Source organism: Virgibacillus pantothenticus (genome assembly GCF_018075365.1).
Taxonomy (GTDB): Bacteria; Bacillota; Bacilli; order Bacillales; family Amphibacillaceae; genus Virgibacillus; species Virgibacillus pantothenticus.
In genome coordinates, this window is record NZ_CP073011.1 from 4,421,765 (window position 1) to 4,445,192 (window position 23,428).

Below are 23,428 nucleotides of genomic sequence, written 5' to 3' on the forward strand. Positions count from 1 at the left end.
CTTTTTAGCTAGGCACATAGAATAATAGTAAATGGTTAACTAATTATAAAATGAATAGGAGCTTGATACTTTTGAGTACGATATTAACGGTAGAAAATCTTGGCAAGATATTTAAGGATAAGCAAGTGATTTCTAATATTTCCTTTGAAGTAAATCAAGGTGAAATTATGGCCATACTTGGACCAAATGGAGCAGGGAAATCGACTACAATCCGCAATATTATGGGCATTTTATATCCCGACGAAGGGAAAATTACCTTTTCGAATTATACGGATAATACCATACCGCGTCATAAAATAGGCTATTTACCGGAAGAGCGCGGATTATATAAAAATGTCAAGGTTATGGATATTTTGCTGTATTTAGCAGAGTTAAAAGACTATCCACTGGACCGTGCTAAGCAACGCGCATTACATTATTTAAAAAAATTTGATTTGGAAGGTAAAGAAAAGGTAAGTATTGATGAGCTTTCCAAAGGGATGGGGCAAAAAGTCCAATTCATTGCTTCCATTATCCATGAGCCTGAGTTATTAATCCTTGACGAACCGTTTTCTGGCTTGGATCCAGTGAGTCAGGAGTTATTTAAACAGGAAATTCGCCAGCTTGCTGATAACGGCACAGCTATTCTCCTCTCCTCTCACCAAATGAATCTTGTCGAAGAAATGGCTGACCGTCTGTTTATGATTCACCGTGGCAAGAAAGTAATTTATGGTGATATGGATGCAGTAAAAACAAAATTTGCTAACTTTAAATGCACCATTCATGGAGATAATCAAAAAGAAGCGCTGGAGCAACTGCCAAATGTACAGCGTGTAGAACAAGAAAATGGGCATCATATTATCTACTTACATAAAGAGATTCAGCCAGTGTGGTGGCTCAAGCAACTCCCTGATCAGCTTGATGTTCGAGAACTGCGCTTAGATCGTATTTCCTTACATGAAATCTTTATTGACATCGCAACGGATAAGAATCTAATGCAGGAAGCAGGTGAAGCGTATGCGTAATTCTATGAAAGTGGCTAAGTGGGAAATAAAGCGAAACCTAAAAAATAAGACATTTATCATCGGGATGTTTTTAACCCCATTATTTATTATCGGTTTTATGTTTTTAGGTGAATTATTCGGTGGAGACGAGGAAGAAGCAGAAACAACCAAGGTATTTATCCATGACGAGCTGAACTTATTTTCTGAAATTGTAGCGACTGCTGAATCCAATAATCTACCATGGCAAGTGCTGCAGACAGATTTAACGAAAGAAGAAGTAAAAAAAGAGATCAAAGATACCGAACATACAGCGTATCTATTTATTGACGAAGAAAGCTTAAATGAAGGTATCATTCCTGCCTATACATCTGAAGAGATGGATTCTTCCTTTATCAATCAAGCACAAATATTAACAGCGCCGATTCAAGCATGGCAAATGAAAGAACTTGGCTTGTCTGATGAGCAATTGGCTATTGTGTCTCGCGGTATCCAAGTGGAAGAAGCTGCTGACAGTCCAGCAACTGCCGAGAAAACCGATGAAGCTGCTGAGGAATCTACCGATGCACCATTAGAACGGATCGTGCCTGGGGCGTTTGCCGGTTTTATTATGCTATCCATCGTATTTACCGGTATGGCGATATTTCAAAGTGCATCCCAAGAGAAAAAAGATAAAATTGCCGAAATAATTTTATCTTCTCTAACACCAAATGATCTTATGCAAGGAAAAATTATTGGCTATTTTGTATTGGGAATTCTACAATCATTCGTTTCTTTAGCTATTGTACTTCCCGTCCTATCATGGAGGTTAGAAATTGCATTTTTAGAATATTTATTTGTCCCAGAATTAGCACTATATATCATAATTGCTATTTTAGGCTATCTTATGTTTGCTTCTATTTTTGTTGGCGTTGGAGCAACCATGACGGATGTGAGTTCAGCTGGGAACTTTCAAGGTATGGTTATGATGCTCCCATTTCTACCATTCATTTTTATTGCGCCTGTTCTTAGTGATCCGAATGGCTTCATGGCACAACTAGGAACGTACATTCCGTTTACATCTCCAGGAGTTCTCTTACTTAGACTTAGTAACTTAGAGGAATGGCCGTGGATTGAAATCATCATCTCACTTGTTATTTTAGTAATCAGTATTTGGATTTTTGTTAAACTTGCCGGAAAGATTTTCAAAGTAGGAATATTGATGTATGGTAAAAATGCTACCCCGGCGGAAATTTGGAAATGGATTAGAATGTAAACCCTAAATGCTGTTCATTCCACAAGCATCGAAATTTTCTTATGAACGCTTGGAGAAGCAAAAAGTAACCTATCTAAAACACAACGCAAGCACCTGCCTCTGTATAGAAGTAGGTGCTTGTAGCTATAGGCATCATAAGTTTTAAAACCACGACTTAAATAATCCAGCAATCATCCTGCCTATCCACTTAAATACTAAAAAAACTAGCTCCCCTAAGAAATCAAATAGTATATCTAAAAGAGAAAACTTTTCGTGGTTAGCTTTATTTTTCGAACTCTTTTTATGTTTCATACTCACACTCTCCCAATTGGTTTTATTATATCTCTTGGTTGCTTTTACGCTTACGAATAAACTTGCGAACAAAAAAGATGCAAAAACCAACAACAGCAGAAGCTGATAGTAAAAATGTAATGGTACGTACTGGATAGGTTTGAAAAGCAAATACCCATTTATCAAAAAAGTAAATATCTCTTGGGTCTTTCACCGAATCTGGCGTCAGGACTATTCTTTCCTGCCAATCAGGCTCCAACATGAGATAAGAACCTGCCCAATAGCTTAGAAAAAAGGTATATATAGAAATAATGAGCAATATAATAAATATCGTTACGATTTTTTTCATGACATTCCACCTATGCCTTACTTATCTATTTAGAAATACGAAACACACTTCAAAAAAGTTTCTCCTTTTTTGGTTCAAGTCCAAAATAAATGCAGTCATTTTTCCGATTTCCATTTCCATTACTTCTAAACTTCTACATATAGAATACACTCTTACAAGGAAGAAATTCAAAATGATTCTGTAAGCTATGCCATAAACCTAAACAGAGGAGGAATTACAACATGAGTATAGTCGTATTTCATGGTTCGACGAGAACAAATGGTAATACAGAGTATTTGGCACATCACGCCATCCCAAAAGAAGTTGCAACACATATTTATTTACGTGATTATAACATCCAACCTATAGTTGATAAACGCCATGCGGATGAAGGTTTCCCAGAAATACAGGATGACCACACATTTTTAATTGACCAATTATTAAAGCATGAAATTGTTGTTTTTGCAACCCCCATTTATTGGTATGGCATGTCTGGACCAATGAAGACGTTTATTGATCGTTGGTCGCAAATTTTACGAGACCCTAACTATCCTCACTTTCGACAAGCATTAAAAGAAAAGAAAGTGTATCTTATTCTTGTTGGCGGGGATCACCCACATGTAAAAGGGCTACCTCTCGTCCAACAGTTCCAGTATATATGTCAGTTTTTTGGCATGTCTTTAGAAAACTATATTATCGGACAGTCACGTAAGCCAGGAGAGATTGTAAACAATAAACAAGTTTTGGACGCAGCCTCTCGTTTATTCAACGAATCATTGATTTGAAAGTTTCTAGACAACCGTACTTCTATGTAAAGGATATAGCAAAACTAAAATAGAAAATGAATATATAGCCTGCTTATAAAGTGAATCTTTAATCAGTGGGGGTTTTCACTCATCCCTACTGATTGTAAGTAACACAAAAGTATGACCTAAAGGCATCTTGGACGGATTGAGTATTTACGTGCTGTTACCTCCTTCTTAGACTTGTTGCAATGCAGATTATCAAACTCCTGAAATAGAAGTCTTACAGCACCTTATATACGGGATAAAAGTGATATTTCCTCAATTCTAGCGTCTCGACCTTTTATAGATAACTACTTAAGCGTTCGTTAACAACTGCAATTTATGCAGTTGTTTTCTTTTGTACTAAAAAGGAACTCATGTAAAAGTAAAACTTATTCATAGCTCTTCTAGTCTGTTAGATTTACTTTTCTCTAGTACGAATGAACGATTTTTTCTTTAACTAGTTTAAAAATTTCTCTAATGGTTAATGCTTTTTAATAAGTTTTCTTGAGGAGAAACTTGACATAAGTAAAAACTACACCGATAAAGAAGTAAACCATTATGGTTCTACATCAACATCAATGTAAATCATAAACTAGCATTTCTATTCTTTTATGATAATATAGATAGGTATTTTCACTCATTCTTTTCTAGTACATATAGTGCATTTAAAGGAAAAAAGATAATTAATGGTTGAAAGATAAAACCATTATAGCCTTAATCTATGATTCTCTTAACAAGAGTAGGACTGCAATTGCTATTTAGCCTAGCCTAACGATGCATCTATTAAGATAGCATTACACTAAAGATAGCTTTAATCTCGTATTCTATCAATCGCCCCCAAAAGTGGGGAGAATGGAACGAATTCAATATAAAGTGAATCTTCAACCAGTAGGGTTTTATTCATCCCCACTGACTGTCAGATGAACGGATCTGGTATTTAAATGCTGTTATCTCCCACGTAGACTTGCTGCAGTACAGATTATCCAACTCCTGAATTGGGCGTCTTACAGCAACTTATTATACGGGATAAAGCAAAAAATTTCTTTTTTAAGGAGGCCATGCTCATTTTGAAAAACGTATATCTTGTATTAACATCTTTAGCCATTATGCTAACTACTCTGTTCTTGCTGCCTCATAGTAGTCATGCAGCTAATGGAGACGTATATGACGTAGGACAAGCCGTATTAAATGTGCGAAGCGGACCGTCATTAGACTCCGAAATTGTAGGACAATTACAGGCGGGAGATCAATTGATTGAATTCAATGAGCAATATGGTTGGGTTCAAACCTATTTTGAAGGTAAAGAAGCATGGGTTGCTAAGCATCACTTAGTTCCTACAACACAAAATAAACCTGTACAAGTACAGGTACAGACACCCTCCTATGAGGAAACCAAAACCGCTCCGGCACAACCACAGCCGAATGTGCAAGCAAATAACGCTGGCACTTCACTTTATGGGTACAATATTATGTTAGACCCTGGGCACGGTGGTTACGATCCCGGTTCGATTGGAATTAGCGGCGTTCAAGAAAAGTTCTTAACGCTCGAAACTTCGAAACAGATCGCTAAGAAATTACGGGCGGCCGGTGCTAATGTATTATTAACAAGATCAAGCGATGAGTACGTTTCATTACATGATCGAGTGGAAATTAGTCGGGCATATGCTACTCACGCATTTATCAGCGTACATTATAATGCGCATCCAAATTCTGCTGCACACGGCATAAACACATTCTACTATTCTGCAACAGACCAGAAGTTAGCAGAGAGCGTTCATCGAGGCCTTACCTCTTCCATTTCGATACGTGATCGTGGTACTGCGCCAAATAACTATTATGTTCTAAGAAATAACGATGCACCTTCGATATTATTAGAGCTAGGATTCATTACCAATTATTCCGATTTCGTGAATATTCGATCCAATCCATTTCAACATCAAGTAGCGAGTGGAATTACCAATGGTTTAAAAGCCTATTTTGCAAATTAAACAAACGTTATGCCACAATAAGCTGCCTTTCATGTAAAAGAGGCAGCTTTTGTGTAGCGTTTAAAGTAACGCACTTTATTCCAACTTTATATTTTTCTGAAAAATATATTGTTCACCAACTTGACCTTGAACTCTTCTTCCTGTATCCTCAAACCCACCGGCTAGATATACTTTTTGTGCAAGTTTATTTTTGCGATTCACCCCCAAAACAACCTTTCTTACATCTGGAAAGTAACCATTCACAAAAACAGGTAATTCATGCATCGATTGTTTAGCAAAGCCTTGCCCTTGATATTGCTGTTGAATGGAGTACGCACGTAACAGCAACGCATCTTCGTCACAACTGTAAGGCTGAATATCCCCCCACTGCAATATAAAGAAACCGACCATATCTTTGCCATAACATATCCCAACAGGCTTACAGTAACTAGATTGGATGGCTTGCAGTAATTTTTCTAAAGGATGGGCAGTAAAGGCTAATTGGTCAGCTGTTAAATGATACGATGCGAAAGCTTTTATATGCTTTGCTTGCAAAAATTTTAAATTTATCATCACTTTAGTCCATTTCCTGTCCATTTTTAGTTGCATAAATCATACTTAAGATTGGATTAAAGGTATGTGTTGTGACCTGATAGTTATGCGACTGCAGCCAATCGACTAGTAAAGAACGGTTTGCATAAAATTCGTCCTCTATTGCATAAATAGCTTCTTTATTTCCGCTTTCTTCGAAGTGTTGTAGCACTTCTTTGCGCTGAGAATCATCCTGAAACATTAAGTCAACGATGCAGATCGCCCCTTTCGGACGTAGTACTCGATCCATTTCAACCAATGCAAGCAGTTTTTGTTCATCTGAGATATGATGCAACGCATAACTAGAAACAATCCCGTCCATGTGCTGATCTAATATAGGTAGCGCTAGAAAGTGTCCTTTGCGTACTTCCATCTCCGGATATTTCTGTTTACATGCTTGCAACATTTTTTCCGATTGATCTACACCAATGACATGAATTCCTTTTGTTAAAAATTTAGCGCCTAAATTTCCTGTGCCAACACCAATATCTAAACATGTTTGTGCCGCTTCTAATGGCATTGTATCAACTACTTTCTCCAAAGCTGTTTCATAGTCTTGGTGGACATTAAAGCGAAATCCATGCATTTTTAGACTTTGATCATAATCAGCTGCTTGTGAATCAAAATCCCACTTGTCATGCCAAGACTTACGGAGGGATTTCAACCGCTTTAAATGCTTGGATAACGTAAATATATCTTCCCTAGAGATCGATTGGTCCATGTTCTGTTCTAACAAACGATCAATCGTATGAATCATGTCTTTCGTTTCCAGCCATTTTTCAAAGAGTACTGCCCGCTGAATATTAAAATAATCATGAATTCGGTATTGCCCTTGTTCATTTAGCAGTTGCTTTATGTCTCTAATGCCCAAGCCAAATTCACGTAAAGCTAAAATCGTACTGATCCTTACAATCTCTTCATCTGTAAACGTCCGATATTGATTGTCTTGTTTAGTGGGTGATATTAACCCTTTTTCTTCATAAAAACGGATGGTTCTTGTTGTCGTATTCAAACGTCTAGCCACTTCCTTGATATACAATCTATACGCCTCCTTTATCCTTATCATAAACGTTAACCTTACGTTAATGTAAAGGGTTATTTGTGTTAGAGCAATACTAAAATAAACGGTCACAAAAGTGAAGCTTCCATCAACAGGGTTTTCTCATCCGCCACTGATTTAGTCCCGCAAAGATATGACTTAAAGACCATTGAACGAATCGGGAACTTAGGCGCCGATATCTCCCTTTTAACTTTTTTCTGGTACCTTCCACTTTTAAAGGGAGAATAAATATAGTTTTCGAATTATTCAATCAAAGAGAACATTACTAGGATGATTCTTTCTGTATATGCGTTCATCGCATGGTTGAAATACATGTAGCGCGAATTTATCACGAACCCCAAAGCTATTGCTTCAATTCAAGAGAAAAGCACCTAATGAGGGCGCGTTTTTTATGCGCTTATCTGGGCTTTACCCGACGTTTCAAATATTTTTTTGAATAATTGCTTGAAAAGTTGCTTCGCCTGATCGTAAGGGGCAAATAGAAAGTAGAAAAGGAATTAGGATTTCATTTATGGCGTTAGACTTAAGGAAGTACATCTACAAAAACATAACAAACAGTAAAAATACCCCAACAAAAAGATGACTCCGAACACCAAAAACCGATGTTTGGAATCATTTCCTAGTTATTGTTGGCTAAGACATGGTTCCAACGGTAATAGAATGTGTTAGAATCTTGCCATTCCCAATATTTTGCTCCTTGTGCGATAATTAAACGGTCTAACCAAATTTCAAAGTTAGCATTCAAGTTTATGCCATCTTCAAAGCTATCTACTGAATCCAAACAAAATAAATAATCATGGTCTCCTTGTTTATAAATACGCGTATCTATTACAATACGGGTATCTAAGTAACTTGCTATACAAATACATCCATCAGGTAAGCTAGGATCCTTATAAGCAATCAATCCTTCTAAACTATATAAATCTAAGTCCTCAAAAATCCGCGCTCCATTGTGCTCTAAAAGAAAGTTTTGATAATCTATCGGCAAACAACAATTATGTTCGAATTGGAAGTTTTCAATTTGTTCTTTTGTAGCTGGATTTTGAAAAGAACAAGAAAGTTCAAAGATAGCCCCGCCTTCTTCCTGCACCGTGATAGTTCCATCACTATTCAATCTTTGTTTTAAACCGTCCAACGTTTTTTGGATGAGTTGACCTACTTCCACTTCACTTACACACTCCTTTCGTTACTATCATAAATATATTGCCTTTTTTCATATTGAAAGTTCTTGTTTCGGTTGAATTAATTTGGTGAGTATAAGTAAAATTTTAACATATGAATAAAAAATTGTTGCAATTTGTCTAATTTGGTTAAAATTTAATTTTATGTGTTCACTCTGTTTTATGTTACTTACATGAGTATTCCTGAAATATTGGCAACAACCCAATTTTTAGAATTGGTTTAACATCCAGCGGTCATTGTTGCGCAGAAGAAACGCTTGCCGTTTAGAGTATTTGCCGACTAATGAGAGTATAAGTTGCATTAACAAAATACGGAAAATAAAGAGGTTGAATGCAAATGTCTACAAGATCAGCGTTTCAAAGGTCAACGTGTGCATGAGAACAAGGTTTTCAACCAGCAGGACCCAGGAATGACATTTTGCATTTCGAACGACAAGCCCTATCGTAAGGCGCATTTCTAAAGTCGCATCGTTGCTGGGCTCATGCGCCGGACGTGGCTATTCGGTTATTTCGTTATCCACAAGCACCTCATTTTATTGTTCCCTGTACAACAAAAAAGCAGACAGTTAAGAGATGGATCTATTTCTTAACCTGCCTGCTAGCTTTTGGACTATTTACTTGTAAAAGACCATTTTCTGCTTATAAATCATCAAAGCCGTTCAAATCACTTGTTTTCGTATATTGTCTAGATTTCTGTTCAAAGAAATCTGTTTTCGTGCCATCAAAATTATCGACATATGCACGAATCCACTTCATAGGATTTTCGGTATAGTCTGGATACACATCATGGAGCCCCATCATCCGCAACATCTTATTTGCGCGATACTTAATATATCCAGCCATTTCGTCCAAGTCAATACCTTCTACATTGCCAAGAACATAATTCGACCATTCGATTTCCAATTCGACGGACTGCTTAAAATGGTCATACACCCATTGGATAAACGTTCCATTATTATACTCTGGATTTTCTGCGAGTGTAGCACGGAATAGTTCTGATATAAAACGACCATGCTCGAGCTCATCGCGGTTAATATAACTAATCATTGTGGACGTACCAACCATTTTATTATGACGCGCCAAGTTATAGAAAAACGCAAAACCAGAATAGAAGAACATCCCTTCTAATAAGGCTGTGTAAACTAACGTCTTTAAGATATTTTCGATCGTAGGCTCTTCTACAAAGGCGTTATATTGCTTCGTTAAATTCTCATTTCGTTTGAGCAAAACAGAATCTGTACGTCCTAGCTGAAAAGACTTATTCTGTTCATCTAACGAGACAACTGAAGATAATACGTAGGAATAACTTTCATTATGCACTGCTTCTTGTTGTGCGATTACAGCCATAATGGATTGTACAGATGGGTCGGTTGCATACAGAGAAATCAATAAAGCTGTTCGTGTTTGCGGTGCGTCTAATGTGGATAGCAAGCCAATGATTTTTAAATATGCGTCCTGTTCCTCTTCTGTAAGTGTAGGGAACTGTTTAATATCACTTTGCATATTCACTTCATCTGCTTGCCAGTAATTACCCACTAACCGTTTATACATTTTATACCAGTGTGGATAAGCAATATCATTCCAATTTAAAATACCACTGGATTCCCCTCCAAACACCCCTGTTGACTTATTTGGATTTAACGGTTCTAGTGTCTTTGCTTTTTCCAGCATTACTTTTGCCATGATATAATACTCCTTCCACCCAGTCTTTTACAAGTTGCTCTTGTTTTCCTCTCGGCGACTGTTCAATTTTTAATCCAGACCAAGGACTATGATAAAATTTGACCAACTTATCTACAGCGCGACAAAATAAGTCATCGCCGCCAAATTGTGTATCACCTGTACCAAATACAGCGACATTTTCCGGTTTATACCCAATCTCAAGGATAAAATCCTTCACTTCTTCAGGTGTACTTCCCATATCCCACGTAAAGGTGCCAAGGAAGATGATATCATACGAGGAAGGGTCAACTGGCGGATCAATGCCAATGCGGTGAACCGCCGTTTCCACTTCATTTGCGTGTAATTCATCCTGAATAATCGTCGCTACTTCTTGGGTGTTGCCACTATACGTCAAATAAGCGATCAGTACCCTCAACTTTGGCACCATTCACATTCTTCCACTTCATTCGAAGTAGATCGGACATAATACGTTGTTTTTAACCCTTCTCTCCACGCTTGCAAATGCAAATCAAGCAAAATAGAAGCCCGAATTGTATTTGGTACATAGAAATTAAAGGAAAGGCTTTGATCAACATGTCGCTGTCTAGCAGCATTTTGCTTAACCGACCAGCGCTGATCCACAATATAGGCGGAACGACGATATACATCGTATGTCTTATGCGTTAAGTCTGGTGCTGTTACTGGAATTTTAAAGTCTTTCTTTTCTTCATAGTAGAACGGTTTAAAGATTGGATCGATACTAGCTGTAGAGCCGGCAATCATTGCAGTCGTCGAGTTCGGTGCAACAGCCATTAAATAACCATTGCGGATACCATGCTGTTTTACATCATCTTTTAATGCGAGCCATTCTGTTTTGTCATAGCCTTTTTGGTCAAAGTATTCCCCAGAACTCCATTTACTTCCAGAAAACGCAGGGTAACTTCCTTTTTCTTTGCTTAGCTCCATGCTTGCTTGGATCGTAAGAAACGCAATTCGCTCATACAATTCATCTGCATATTGGACCGCTTCTTCCGTTTCCCATTTCATATTGTTATGAGCAAGAAGATGGTGCCAGCCGAATGTTCCAAGCCCAATGGCACGATATTTTTTATTCGTTAATTGAGCCTGCATAATCGGTAATGTGTTAATATCAATCACATTGTCCAGCATACGTACTTGAATTTTTATTAACCGATCTAGAACTTCATCTGGAACAGCTTTTCCAAGATTAATCGAGCTTAAATTACAGACGACATAGTCACCGGATTTATATTTTTTCACAATCGTATTTTCATTTTCCAAAAATTCCTCCACAAATTCAGAAGGAGATTGGTTTTGGGTGATTTCTGTACAAAGATTGGAGCAATAGATCATCCCTTTATGGCTGTTGCTATTTTGACGATTCACTTCATCGCGATAGAACATAAATGGTGTTCCTGATTCTAGTTGTGATTTCATAATTCGTTTCATGATATCGATAGCTGGTATTTTTCGTTTTGATAATTCCTCTGAGTTCACGCATTCCTCATATTTTTCTCGCCAAGTTCCATTCCCTTTTGCCTCATCGTAGAAGTCTTCTAATGAATATCCCATGACTTGTCTCACTTCATGAGGATCGAATAAATACCAATCACCACGTTTTTCCACTTGTTCCATAAATAGATCTGGCAAGGTTACACCGGTAAAAATATCGTGCGCGCGCATTCGCTCGTCGCCATTATTCAGCTTCAAGTCAAGGAATGCCTCAATATCACGGTGCCAAACATCTAAATAAACAGCAATAGCACCTTTTCTTGTTCCTAACTGATCGACGTTTACTGCCGTATTATTCAGCTGTTTAATCCAAGGAACAACTCCACTGGACATTCCTTTAAATCCTTTAATGGAGCTTCCACGGCTGCGGATTTTCCCCATATAAACGCCAATACCGCCACCATTTTTAGACAATTTAGCAATATCGGTATTGCTATCATAAATAGACTGTAAACTATCATCGACAGTATCAATAAAACAGCTAGAAAGTTGACCGTGTGTTTTTCCAGCATTAGCCAATGTTGGTGTCGCTACTGTCATATATAAATTACTTAATGCCCAGTAAGCTTCTAGTACATGCTCTGTCCGATTGGCTTTATCTTCATGTTGCATAAGCGTCATAGCAATAATCATCCAGCGCTCTTGCGGTAGTTCAAACACATTTTTATCATGATCCGTTGCCAAATAGCGTGTTGTTAATGTATGTAACCCTAAATAGGTAAAATACAAGTCTCTCGCTGGGTCAATCTGTTTGGCAAAGTGATCAATTTCAGCTTTCGAATACTTTTCTAAAAGAGTAGTTTTATAAATATTCTCTTCTGTAAGCATTGTAATTAATTGATAAAAATCACCATATTCACCCGTATTGTATTGACGATTTTGACGCGCTTGATGGTAAAGCTGCTGTAAATAAATTCGGCTGGCTACATACGTCCAATCAGGCGCAGATTCGTCCATATTCTCCAAAGCATTTTGCACAAGTATATCCAATGCTTTGTCTATCGGTGTATCCTCCTGAATCGTTTTGAAAGCCTTGTCCTTATATGCTTCGGTTTCAACAGCTAACCCCTGTTGCGCACGATCGATAATGTCTACAAGCTTATCTCTTGTAGTTGCGATGTCGATGATCATTCATAATCCTCCCTTTATATACTTAAACCCTATAAGGGTGATGATACATGCTTTGTAACCTATAAGAGGTTGTTCGAAAAGTGCACTAAAAATGACCCATCCATGTTTCTAGTCGGTTATACAAATTAGATGCTGTTCAAGAATCCAGTAAATGGGCAATAGAAAACTCGGCAATAATGCCAAGCTTTTCATTTACAATTCTAAAACTGGATCATGAAATGTTCCTTCTAGTTCCTATCCCAAATACTCACTAACTGCACATCCAACTGGAGAACTTGAGGAATAATATCTGTATCATTTTGGGTGTAACTGAGTTTCCTAACTCGAACTAACGGATACAAAACTCGCAATTTTCTAATAATAACAACCTGATTTCTAACTTAAAAACACAATATATAGTATGCTTGCAAAGAACTGATTACGATATATTGTGTTTACAAGCTTAGCATATAAACTCTATTATTGCAATCTATTTTTAGACCTATATAACATCGTGTAATCCCTTTTAAACATCGCCCGAACAATGTTAGCAACGGATAGAAAAAATAGAGAATTTTTTATTTGCATGTGCCTATAACTAGAAAATTAGTAGATTGCTCCTACATTAGCACGATGCCCCTACGAAACAGGCTTAAAGTGAATTTTCCATTGGTAGGTTTCCTTTACCCTTCTCTGGTTGTAAGACACAGGAGGATAACCAAAAGGCTTCTGAATAAGTTCGGTATTTGGAATTGCATTTGGCTCACCCGCTCTGAGGTTACTGGGACGAAAGACCATTTTCATGGGTAATAAAACACACAAATTATATTATATACTTTTTTAACTTTATTTAAAATGGTTTGCTGTCGAAGCAAAAAAATCACAGCCAAACGACGCCATTTTTTGTCTAAAACTTATAAATTCCTTTCCCTTTCGTCTGCTTTTTCAATCCCCTTTTTTCCTTTAATCCAATTGCTTAGGGGGTACATCTTCACTGTTATGCTGTTTGGCATCTACTTCCTGAAATAATTTCACTTGGTTAAGTTGGGTTTGCACAGTTCCTTGTGCTGTTCTATGTTGCTCCAGCTGCACTAAATGGTGCCGCAATTTTTTTATTTCTATATACAATGTTTGTATTTCCGCTTTCGTTGCGGGCTGTGCTTCTGGCTTTAAAGTATATCCAATTTGTCCATTTGCTTCTAATGTAGCTGTAGCCCACTCTACGTCCTCTATCCGAGTTACGTTCTTCTGTCTTAAATTCATTTCCAACTGATCTACCGTTAAGCGTAATTTTTTCAGCTGGTCCGTTTGCACCACTCCATTATGTATAAGCACTTTTGATTTTCCCGTTATAATATTCTCTACAAAATCAGACTTTATTTGTGCTAATTCCATGCAAATAAGGGTAAGCACGAGAACGGTGCCTACGCCTAGTGTTATCCAAATATTTTTTCCAGCTAACGGTTGAATTAACAATGACCCTATTCCAATCATAATGGTAGTTTGTGCCAAGGTTATTTGAGAAATCGATTTTCTGCCAGCAAGTCGTAGTAGAAATGTTCGACCAATGATGATAATAACAGCCTTCCAAATCCATGACCAATCCACTTCATATCCCTCCTTCAAGAGGTTGTTTAATTAGTACGTCAAACATATGTATTACATTTCTTCTTTCCTTTTGTTTCCCAACGCTTTCTAAACTACAGTTACGCAAAACTTCGCTATCCAAAATGTCATCGTATGCAGAATGGTATCAGGGGTCATTCAACTTCAAACTGATCACGACTCATTTTACATTTTAAAACGATCACCAGCCAATTTCTTACATTAGTATTGTGAAAAAGGCTTATTTTATACGCAACGATTACCAGCTTCCAAACGGTGCAATAAAGAGCGTAACCCTAAATTGAATTGTATTCGCTTTCATGATAGGATGAAGGCAAGTAAATTAGAGCTGTATAAATTGGAGGAGGAAGTAATGGGGAAAACGAAACATACTGGTCCAATCAAGCTATCCAAACGACCAAACCCATCACTATGGGTTAGTAAGGTTCCATTCGGTCTTGGGAAAGTAAAACCACATCATATTCGCGATACAGTTAAAGTCGCTTGGGACAATAAAGATAGACTTCCATACGCTACACGGATCCTTACACAGGGAGTGTGTGACGGTTGTGCCCTTGGGGTGCAAGGACTTAAAGATCAAACATTAACCGGACCACACCTTTGTACTACACGCTTAAATGTTCTTCGTTTGAATACTATGCCAGCAATGAAACAAGATATTCTGCATGCTGATATAGAAACGTTACGTAAAATGAACAGCACGGAACTACGCCAGCTCGGTCGTATTCCTTATCCGCTCATCCGGAAGCCGGGAGACCGTCAATTTCAACGTATTTCCTGGGATCAAGCGCTTAACTATATTGCCGACAAAATGCGTGCACTTCAACAGAAACAATTTTCCTTTTATTCTACATCTCGCGGTATAACGAACGAAACGTATTACGTGCTTGGTAAGGTAGCCCGTTTTCTTGGTACCAACAATATCGATAATGCATCCAGAATATGTCATTCACCATCCAAGACAGCGTTAACCCGCTCCGTAGGTGTTGGCGCCTCCACCTGCAATTATAAAGATTGGATCGGCACAGACGTTTTGCTGTTTTGGGGGTCTGTCGCAGCTAATAATCAGCCCGTTTCTACAAAATATATGTATGCCGCAAAAAAGAAAGGTACGAAAATCATTGTAATTAATCCATATCATGAACCATCGATGGATGAATATTGGATTCCTTCTATTGCAGAGTCTGCTTTATTCGGTACCAAAATAGCAGATGATGTTTACCAAGTGAATATTGGTGGCGATATTGCCTTTATGCACGGTATTATGAAACATTGGTTTGACATGGAAAAGGAACAACCTGGATCAGCTCTAAACCACGACTTTATTCAAGCACATGTTAATGGATTAGAAGCTTTACAAGCAAAAGTAGAAAACCATACGTGGGAACAATTAGAGCAATCCTCCGGTATCTCCAAACAAAGGATGATCGAATTAGCTACTATCCTAGCAAATTCCAAATCAGCTGTCTTTGTCTGGTCGATGGGACTAACCCAACACCGATTTGGTACAGATAATATTTCACAGGTTGCAAATCTAGCATTACTGCGGGGATTTATCGGACGCGAGCATTGCGGCTTAATGCCAATTCGTGGACACTCCGGTGTTCAAGGATCTGGTGAGATGGGAGCAGACCCATTTTCTTTGCCAGGTGGAAGCATGAATGACGAACACCGTGAACGTGTAGAGAAAGTTTGGAAATTCGATATTCCGACTTGGCAAGGAGACATTGTTGGTGAATCACTGGAGAATGCTCACTTACCCGAAGACCATGAAAAAAAATTAAGGCTGTACTATATGTCTGGAGGGAATTTTCTTGAGACGATGCCAAATCCTGATTATGTCCAATCATGCTTAGAAAATATAGAGCTACGAGTGCATCAAGATATTATTTTTAATACGTCTACACTAGTCGATGCAAAAGAAGCTGTCATTGTGTTACCTGCAATGACGAGGTATGAGCAACCTGGGGGGGGAACTTCTACCTCTACAGAAAGAATGGTCTATTTTTCACCGGAGATTAAGGGTCCCCGTATTGAAGAAGCCCGTTCAGAATGGGAGATTTATATAGATTTAGCAAAACGAGTAAGACCCGAGGCTAAAGACCTGATTCACTTCCCAGATGCGCGCGCTATTCGTGAAGAAATCGCGAAAGCTGCCCCTAATTATGACGGTATTCAGCATTTAAATGAAAAAGGTGATCTTTTCCAATGGGGTGGTGCTTGGCTTTGTGAGGATGGCATTTGTCCAACGCCAGATGGAAGAGGAAATCTCATTGCCATGGACATTCCAGAATTAAGGAAGCCGGAAGGGCATTTTTATGTCACGACACGTAGAGGAAAGCAATTTAACTCGATGATTTATAGTGAAACAGATCCATTCAACAATGCGCATAGAGATGATATTTTAGTAAATCAACAAGATGCAGCATCCCTTGATATTCAAGAAGGGGAACAAGTAGTCGTGTATAACCAGCACGGGTTATATGCAGGACGTGCCAAGTTCGCCCCTGTCAAAGCCGGAAATCTGGAAGTGCATTGGCCAGAAGGAAATGTTCTCATCCCCAAAGGCGTATACGAACAATACGCAGGCATACCTGAATATAATACAGCAGTAATATTAGAAAAGGCCGTCACCTATTATGCACAGAAAGATGTTAAATATGCCGAAAAGCGAGTGGAAGAATTAGAAATCGACAGTCATTAAGAGTGCTCACACATAAAAGCGTTGTTTAAAAATACACTACAATTCCTTCGCTTTGAACACGCACAAAAGGGAGGATTACATGTCTGATAATTTAGCAGATTGGGAGATTGTCCGTTTTCATGACGGGGGCGCTACAAAAGAAGTATCCTCTGTGGCGGAAGAATACCCTATAACCATTATAATCAATGGTAAGGAATTCGCTACAATGGTCTGCTCCCCCGAACATGTGGAAGAACTGATCGTTGGCTTTCTTGCATCTGAGGGAGTTATTTTCCAATATAAAGCCATCCAGCAACTGACTGTGGATGTAGTAGCTGGGTTTGCCTACTTGGAGATCGAGAAATTGCCTGATACGTACCAAGAGGATCATTCGAAACGATTTATCGGTTCGTGCTGTGGAAAAAGCCGCCAGTTTTACTTTAAAAATGATGTGAAGACCGCTAAAACAATTATGTCAAACTTAAGTCTCTCTTGTAATCAATGTTTACAGCTTATGACACAATTACAACAAGCGTCAAACCAATTTCGCCAAACAGGTGGCGTGCATAACGCAGCTTTGGCTACTGTTAACGATGTGCAGCTTATTCGCACCGATATAGGTCGTCACAATGCACTTGATAAGCTGTATGGACATATGTTGATGAACCAGACTTCTGTAAGGGATAAAGTCATTGTATTTAGTGGTCGGGTCTCATCCGAAGTACTATTAAAAATCGCCAAAATGCGGATAAGTATTCTTATATCCAAATCAGCTCCTACCAAACTTGCTTTAGAGCTAGCCGAAGATCTTGGCATTACGGTAATCGGCTTTGTAAGAAAAGGAGCCATGAATGTCTATACACATCATGATAGAGTTGAGGAGATAACATATGACAAAAAGCGATAGAAAAAATAACTCTACCAACATGCATGCTAAAGCAGTAAAATCTCGTCCAATAAGAAGGCTACTCTAGCTCTCCCTAGACTTAATATATCATCATAAAAACAATCCACCGCCGGTAACTGTCCGAAAATATGGAACAGCACACGCGGTGGATTTTTTACGCTTTAGAAATGAACTTCTCTATCCCAAAAACGATGGATTGCAATTGCCTCGCTAAAGGCATCCACAAAATCGTTGACAGATGACTCCAAAATAACCCCTTTCGCATGGGTAATACCGCTATCTTCCAATAAAGTGGCACCGTCATTAGAGGAACCTATTGGCTTAAAATGGTGAAATGCTTCATGAATAAAGTGGGTTGCCTGTTGGGAAAACTTCTCACTCATTTGTCTACTTCCGGCAACATAAACAGCGTCATAAAGAACGGAATCAGCTGTTAAGAAGCTCTCGCTGGCCTCTATTGTCTGACCATCTGCTCCAGCAACCTCTCCACGCTTATTCGCAACTACTACTGGGCGAATTCCTTGTTTTACTAATCGATTTATCACAGAAATCACTTCTTTGGTATGGAAGCCTTTATCTAAAAGAACAGCTACATTTCTCGTTGCCGCTGTTTTAACAGTGTTTTCCTGACTTAGAGCTGGAGAAGTTTTGGTTATAGGAGATCCCCCTTCCTTCGGGGCAGTCACGCCGATATTTTCTGCGATTTCCTGTACCATATCTAAGCTTACGTTTGCAAACATATTTACTACTTGTTGCTGCACATCTTCATTCTTCACTTTTCCTAACTCAAAACTGAATGCATCAATGATATGCTGTTTCTCTGCTTCACTCATGCTGTTCCAAAATAAAACTGCTTGAGAAAAATGGTCATTGAAGCTTTCACTTCTTGCGCGAATCTTTCTGCCGTCGACTTTCTCCTGGTAATGTTCATATCCGCCTTGCTCAGGAGAAGCCGGTTCTGGCGTGTTATGAGCTAATCCATTTTTGTGATAGCTAACTTGTCCGACATTAATCGTATGTCTTCCGTAGCCATCCCGTTGGTTATTATGAAATGGACATACTGGACGGTTAATCGGTAGTTCATGAAAGTTTGGTCCTCCTAAACGAATTAATTGCGTATCCGTATACGAAAATAACCGTCCTTGTAATAAAGGGTCATTGGTAAAGTCAATACCAGGAACAACATGTCCTGGATGGAATGCTACCTGCTCCGTTTCGGCAAATACATTATCCACATTCCGATTTAAGGTCATTTTGCCGATTTTCTTAACGGGAACCTCTTCTTCCGGCCAAAGTTTGGTTGGATCGAGGATATCATAGTCAAATGAATCCGCGTCTTCTTCAGCAATTAATTGTACACCTAGTTCAAATTCTGGAAAATCCCCATTTTCAATGGCTTCATACAAATCTTGACGATGAAAATCCGGGTTTTTACCATTTATTTTTTGTGCCTCATCCCAAACCGTAGAATGAACTCCTAATGTCGGCTTCCAATGAAATTTAACGAAAGTTGCCTCACCCTTATCATTTACAAAGCGAAACGTATGCACGCCAAAGCCTTCCATCATACGAAAGCTACGTGGAATCGCCCGATCTGACATTTGCCACATCACCATATGTGCTGTCTCTTGATTATGGGCTACAAAATCCCAGAAGGTATCATGTGCGGATGCGGCTTGTGGGATACCGTTATGCGGTTCGGGTTTAACAGCATGAATGAAATCTGGAAACTTGATCGCATCTTGAATAAAAAACACCGGAATATTATTGCCGACCAGATCGTAATTTCCTTCCTGCGTATAAAATTTCGTAGCAAATCCTCTGACATCACGAGCCAGCTCTCCAGAGCCTTTTGAGCCAGCAACAGTTGAAAACCTTACAAATACAGGTGTCTTTTTCCCTTTCTCTTTTAGAAAATCTGCTTTTGTGTATGGTTCCATCGATTCATATACTTCAAAAACACCATGAGCTGCATAGCCCCGTGCATGTACAACCCGTTCTGGAATGCGCTCATGATCAAAATGGGTCATTTTTTCGCGAAAATGAAAATCTTCCATGATCGTTGGACCACGTACTCCGGCTTTTAATGAAAATTCATCCTCAGAAACTTTTAGCCCTTGATTTGTGGTCAGCTTTCTTCCCTCGTCATGAACCCGATAAGCATCTAATTGTTCTTGTTTAGCACCGTCTTGTCGCTGTTTTGACATCACTCTATCCTCCTCATTTAATTGAAAAAATCCAAAGTTCTTCCTGTAGAGGGACTGTTCCCAAAAGAAAAACAAGTTAAACAAGAAGGATGGTATCAAAATGTCCGTGTTAGATATAGCTGGCAATATGGGTTTTATAAATGTTATCGTTAAACTACAGACTTTTTATTTAGAAAAACTTGGCTTGTCGCCAAGTCTTATGGTGGAAGCCTTTGTTTTTCTTATACTATAAACCAAAAAAATCTTATCCTTTCCTATAGTAGAACCAAAGTAAAGTACCGTTTAACGTTTCCTCATCTAATTTGGATACACGAAGGAGGTCAACGTAACATGAGCAAAATCATTCTTTTTGATGGTGTGTGCCACTTCTGTGATCAGAGTGTACAATTCATCTTGAAACACGATAAACAAGAGCAATTTTTATTTGCATCGCTCCAAGGGGATACAGGGCAAAAATTGGTGTTTGAGCATAAAATCATTAATGATTTGAGCAGTTTAATTTTAATCGATAACGATAAGTACTACAGCAAATCAACAGCTGTACTTCATATATGTAAAGAATTGACAGGAGCATGGAAGCTGTTATATGCGTTTATTTTGATTCCAAAACCGATTCGTGATTTCTTTTATGACCGGATCGCTAATAATCGCTACCGCTGGTTTGGAAAAAAAGATAGCTGTGAACTCCCATCTCCAGATGTTAGAAAGCGGTTTTTATAATGAAGCAGCTGACAAATATGGAGGAGTTTTTGTTCACCTTCAAGCTAAACGGCTGAAGTTTAGGTAGAGAGTACGCGTAGGAATTAGACAATAAAATGGGTTGCTTGCAGAGCAGAAATGAGGAGCCTAAGCTCATCGCCTAGGCTCCTTCGTTTATTTTGCCGTTTCTTTTTTAATTTGTTTGCTTCTTAATTGTCCGCAGGCAGCATCAATGTCCGCACCGTTTTCCCAGCGTACGCCACAATGAATGCCTTGTCCCTTCAACGTTTCAAAAAACATTTGAATCGTTTCTGAATCACTGCGTTGATAATGGCTATGCTCATCTACGGGGTTGTAAGGAATCAAATTAACATATGCTAACTTACGATGGTTACGTAATAATTCTGCCAGTTGTAAAGCTTCTTCCTGATGATCATTCACATCTTTTAGCATAATATATTCGTACGTGATCCGACGATTTGTTTTTTCCAAATAGTAATCAACAGACTTCATGAGCTTTTCGATTGGAAACGCCTTATTGATCTTCATAATACTCCGTCGCAATTCATTGTTTGGTGCATGAAGGGAGATAGCTAAATTTACTTGTACACCTGTATCGGCAAATTTATAAATTTTATGAGCTAGTCCACTTGTAGACACGGTAATATGTCTTGCGCCAATATTTAATCCTCGATCATCATTTACTACGTAGATGAAATTCATTAAATGGGTAAAGTTATCCAATGGCTCACCAATTCCCATCACGACAATATGACTCACTCTTTCTTCCTCACCGCGTGTATCAAGATGCTTTTGCACCATCATAATCTGCTCAACAATTTCACCACTTGTTAAATCACGGCTTTTACTTAACAATCCACTCGCACAAAAGCTACACCCGATATTACAGCCAACCTGGGTCGTAACACAAACTGATAAACCGTAATTAAATCGCATCAGCACTGTTTCAATTAAATTACCATCCGCTAGGCGAAACAAAAATTTGATCGTACCATCTTTCGATTCCTGCTTCACTTCTTCTGCTAATGTTCCAAGTACAAAATGCTCTTCCAATAGCGCAATGGTCTGTTTATTAACATTTTTCATATCGGAAAATTGATGTACTCGCTTCTTATATAACCAATTCCAGACCTGATCGACGCGAAAGCGTTGCTGTCCATGCTCCATTAACCAATCTTTCAACTGTTCGTATGTTAATCCATAAATGGATGATTTACTCATGCATTTACCCTCATTTCTAGATAATCTAGTTTTCAGAGTGATCCATATTCCGTTTATCCCGATAGAAGGTGCTGTAAGTCTCAGGCTTCGAGAGTTGGAGAATCCATTACACCAAGTCAAAGTAGAAGATAACAGCACCTAAATGACCGATTCGCTCAGAGGACTTTAGGTCCTCCCTTCACGGTACTAACAAGCAGTGGGAGGTGAAAGAAAAAACCACTGTTTGAAGATTCACTTTATAAAATGATGATTCACCATATTATCTTACTTCATGAAAGGAGTTGTTGCAAATCCCTGCGTTTACTTCTAACGATTTTTCGTATCTGTGACTTGAAACGAGGGTAAAAGCACATGTAATCATTAATTTATTTCTGATAAAGCAAGTTCTTATTCATTTTACGCAAGGTGGGGAGTCCCTCCCCCGGTACTTATTTTTTATCATCAAAGGTAGAAATCACTAATATTGGATAGCATATTAAGCGGTATTCTACCTTCTTAAGGTCTTTGAAGGGAGCGTTGTTTCTCCCATCAGATAACGATCGCATTCTTTTGCTGCTCCACGTCCCTCGTAATAGCCCAAACAATGAGGCTTTGTCCACGGCGCATGTCTCCTGCTGCAAAAACAACTTCTACATTTGTCCGGTAGTCATTATATTCTGCTGCCACCGTTGATTTTTCTGTGGTTTCAACACCTATTTGCTCTAACAGATCCTGCTCTGGGCCCCGAAAACCAATCGCAATCAAGACTAGATCTGTTGGCCAAACTCTTTCTGTTCCAGGAATTTCCTCCCGTATTTTATTTCCCGCTTTGTCAAATCGAAGCTTCACTTTAATCGTATGAACTTCCTTCACATGACCTTTGGAATCACCGACAAATTTCTTCGTCATTACCGCATAAGCTCTTGGGTCACTACCAAACACACTAGCTGCTTCCTTATGTCCATATTCTATACGGTGGATTTTCGGATATTGTGGGCCAAGGGTTTGTTTCGATATCACGTGCGAGACCCTTTTTATCATAAATATCAAATTGTGTAAGGCTTCTGCAATTATGCCGTACTGCCGTTGCCAAACAATCCGTCCCTGTATCGCCACCCCCAATAACGATGACATCTTTGTCACGTGCAGAAATATAATTTCCATCCTGTAAATTGGAATTTAGCAAGCTTTTCGTATTGGCATGCAGAAAATCCATCGCCCGATGAATACCTTTAAGGTTACTTCCCTCTACTTGAATATTTCTGTGAACTGTTGCGCCACCACAAAGGATGAACATGCACTTATAGGACCATATTATGAGCGGAAAATTGGACGATGAAGAAAAAAGCACTTATCATTG

General features: G+C 38.6%; 18 protein-coding genes and 1 pseudogene. 8 read left to right on the forward strand and 11 right to left on the reverse strand.

The genetic code is table 11. From position 1 onward, the window contains the following. Nucleotides 1-71 precede the first annotated feature (71 nt). Entirely contained in the window at nt 72-1,004 is a 933-nt protein-coding gene (locus tag KBP50_RS20435) for an ABC transporter ATP-binding protein (RefSeq protein ID WP_128743317.1), read from the forward strand. Then, complete coding sequence (locus KBP50_RS20440) at nt 997-2,235, forward strand: ABC transporter permease (RefSeq protein ID WP_050350851.1); 1,239 nt, start codon at nt 997-999, stop codon at nt 2,233-2,235. Before KBP50_RS20435 ends, KBP50_RS20440 begins: the two co-directional genes overlap by 8 nt. Nucleotides 2,236-2,551: 316 nt before the next feature. Here the strand turns inward: KBP50_RS20440 and KBP50_RS20445 are convergent, their stop codons facing one another. Next, nucleotides 2,552-2,854: a DUF4306 domain-containing protein gene (locus tag KBP50_RS20445; RefSeq protein WP_050350850.1), complete on the reverse strand. Its 303-nt coding sequence runs from the start codon at nt 2,852-2,854 to the stop codon at nt 2,552-2,554. 221 nt (nt 2,855-3,075) lie between these two features. Between KBP50_RS20445 and KBP50_RS20450 the strand changes: the two genes are divergently transcribed. Together KBP50_RS20450 and KBP50_RS20455 are read left to right on the forward strand one after the other, a co-directional pair. Next, nucleotides 3,076-3,618, forward strand: coding sequence for a flavodoxin family protein (locus KBP50_RS20450; protein ID WP_050350849.1), 543 nt, complete (start codon nt 3,076-3,078; stop codon nt 3,616-3,618). A gap of 1,070 nt (nt 3,619-4,688) precedes the next feature. After that, nucleotides 4,689-5,609 (forward strand): N-acetylmuramoyl-L-alanine amidase family protein, encoded by a 921-nt coding sequence (locus tag KBP50_RS20455; RefSeq protein WP_050350848.1) that lies wholly within the window; start codon nt 4,689-4,691, stop codon nt 5,607-5,609. Between the two features lie 75 nt (nt 5,610-5,684). Here KBP50_RS20455 and KBP50_RS20460 read toward each other — a convergent pair whose 3' ends face one another. The 7 genes from KBP50_RS20460 to KBP50_RS20490 all read right to left on the reverse strand — a co-directional run bounded on the left by KBP50_RS20460 (nt 5,685) and on the right by KBP50_RS20490 (nt 14,333). Beyond that, on the reverse strand, nt 5,685-6,161 hold the full coding sequence (locus KBP50_RS20460) for a GNAT family N-acetyltransferase (protein ID WP_139325362.1): 477 nt from the start codon (nt 6,159-6,161) through the stop codon (nt 5,685-5,687). Nucleotides 6,162-6,165: 4 nt separating this feature from the next. Further along, the gene (locus KBP50_RS20465; protein WP_050350846.1) at nt 6,166-7,218 is read right to left on the reverse strand and encodes a MerR family transcriptional regulator; all 1,053 of its coding nucleotides are present in this window, start codon (nt 7,216-7,218) and stop codon (nt 6,166-6,168) included. Between the two features lie 640 nt (nt 7,219-7,858). Continuing rightward, the gene (locus KBP50_RS20470) at nt 7,859-8,404 is read right to left on the reverse strand and encodes an SMI1/KNR4 family protein (protein ID WP_050350845.1); all 546 of its coding nucleotides are present in this window, start codon (nt 8,402-8,404) and stop codon (nt 7,859-7,861) included. 655 nt (nt 8,405-9,059) lie between these two features. Next, nucleotides 9,060-10,103, reverse strand: a complete 1,044-nt coding sequence (locus KBP50_RS20475; RefSeq protein WP_050350844.1) for a ribonucleotide-diphosphate reductase subunit beta — start codon at nt 10,101-10,103, stop codon at nt 9,060-9,062. Next, nucleotides 10,048-10,530, reverse strand: coding sequence for a flavodoxin (locus KBP50_RS20480; RefSeq protein WP_050350843.1), 483 nt, complete (start codon nt 10,528-10,530; stop codon nt 10,048-10,050). Before KBP50_RS20480 ends, KBP50_RS20475 begins: the two co-directional genes overlap by 56 nt. Then, nucleotides 10,515-12,746 (reverse strand): ribonucleoside-diphosphate reductase subunit alpha, encoded by a 2,232-nt coding sequence (locus KBP50_RS20485; RefSeq protein ID WP_050350842.1) that lies wholly within the window; start codon nt 12,744-12,746, stop codon nt 10,515-10,517. Before KBP50_RS20485 ends, KBP50_RS20480 begins: the two co-directional genes overlap by 16 nt. Before the next feature lie 942 nt (nt 12,747-13,688). After that, nucleotides 13,689-14,333 (reverse strand): DUF421 domain-containing protein, encoded by a 645-nt coding sequence (locus tag KBP50_RS20490; RefSeq protein WP_050350841.1) that lies wholly within the window; start codon nt 14,331-14,333, stop codon nt 13,689-13,691. 370 nt (nt 14,334-14,703) lie between these two features. Here KBP50_RS20490 and KBP50_RS20495 point away from each other — a divergent pair, with 370 nt between their 5' ends. Together KBP50_RS20495 and fdhD are read left to right on the forward strand one after the other, a co-directional pair. Then, entirely contained in the window at nt 14,704-17,055 is a 2,352-nt protein-coding gene (locus tag KBP50_RS20495; RefSeq protein WP_050350840.1) for an FdhF/YdeP family oxidoreductase, read from the forward strand. A gap of 79 nt (nt 17,056-17,134) precedes the next feature. Next, on the forward strand, nt 17,135-17,941 hold the full coding sequence (gene fdhD, locus KBP50_RS20500; RefSeq protein ID WP_050350839.1) for a formate dehydrogenase accessory sulfurtransferase FdhD: 807 nt from the start codon (nt 17,135-17,137) through the stop codon (nt 17,939-17,941). 161 nt (nt 17,942-18,102) lie between these two features. On the opposite strand, the gene KBP50_RS20505 is transcribed toward fdhD, so the two are convergent. Continuing rightward, nucleotides 18,103-20,148, reverse strand: coding sequence for a catalase (locus KBP50_RS20505; protein WP_050350838.1), 2,046 nt, complete (start codon nt 20,146-20,148; stop codon nt 18,103-18,105). 100 nt (nt 20,149-20,248) lie between these two features. On the opposite strand from KBP50_RS20505, the gene KBP50_RS22585 reads away from it, so the two are divergent. After that, complete coding sequence (locus tag KBP50_RS22585) at nt 20,249-20,380, forward strand: hypothetical protein (protein WP_269082658.1); 132 nt, start codon at nt 20,249-20,251, stop codon at nt 20,378-20,380. 98 nt (nt 20,381-20,478) lie between these two features. Further along, nucleotides 20,479-20,868 (forward strand): thiol-disulfide oxidoreductase DCC family protein, encoded by a 390-nt coding sequence (locus tag KBP50_RS20510; RefSeq protein ID WP_050350837.1) that lies wholly within the window; start codon nt 20,479-20,481, stop codon nt 20,866-20,868. A gap of 153 nt (nt 20,869-21,021) precedes the next feature. Here KBP50_RS20510 and rlmN read toward each other — a convergent pair whose 3' ends face one another. Then, nucleotides 21,022-22,089: a dual-specificity RNA methyltransferase RlmN gene (rlmN, locus tag KBP50_RS20515; protein ID WP_050350836.1), complete on the reverse strand. Its 1,068-nt coding sequence runs from the start codon at nt 22,087-22,089 to the stop codon at nt 21,022-21,024. 487 nt (nt 22,090-22,576) lie between these two features. Next, nucleotides 22,577-23,359 (reverse strand): annotated as a pseudogene (locus tag KBP50_RS20520) (FAD-dependent oxidoreductase); the annotation flags it as partial. Between the last annotated feature and the right edge of the window lie 69 nt (nt 23,360-23,428).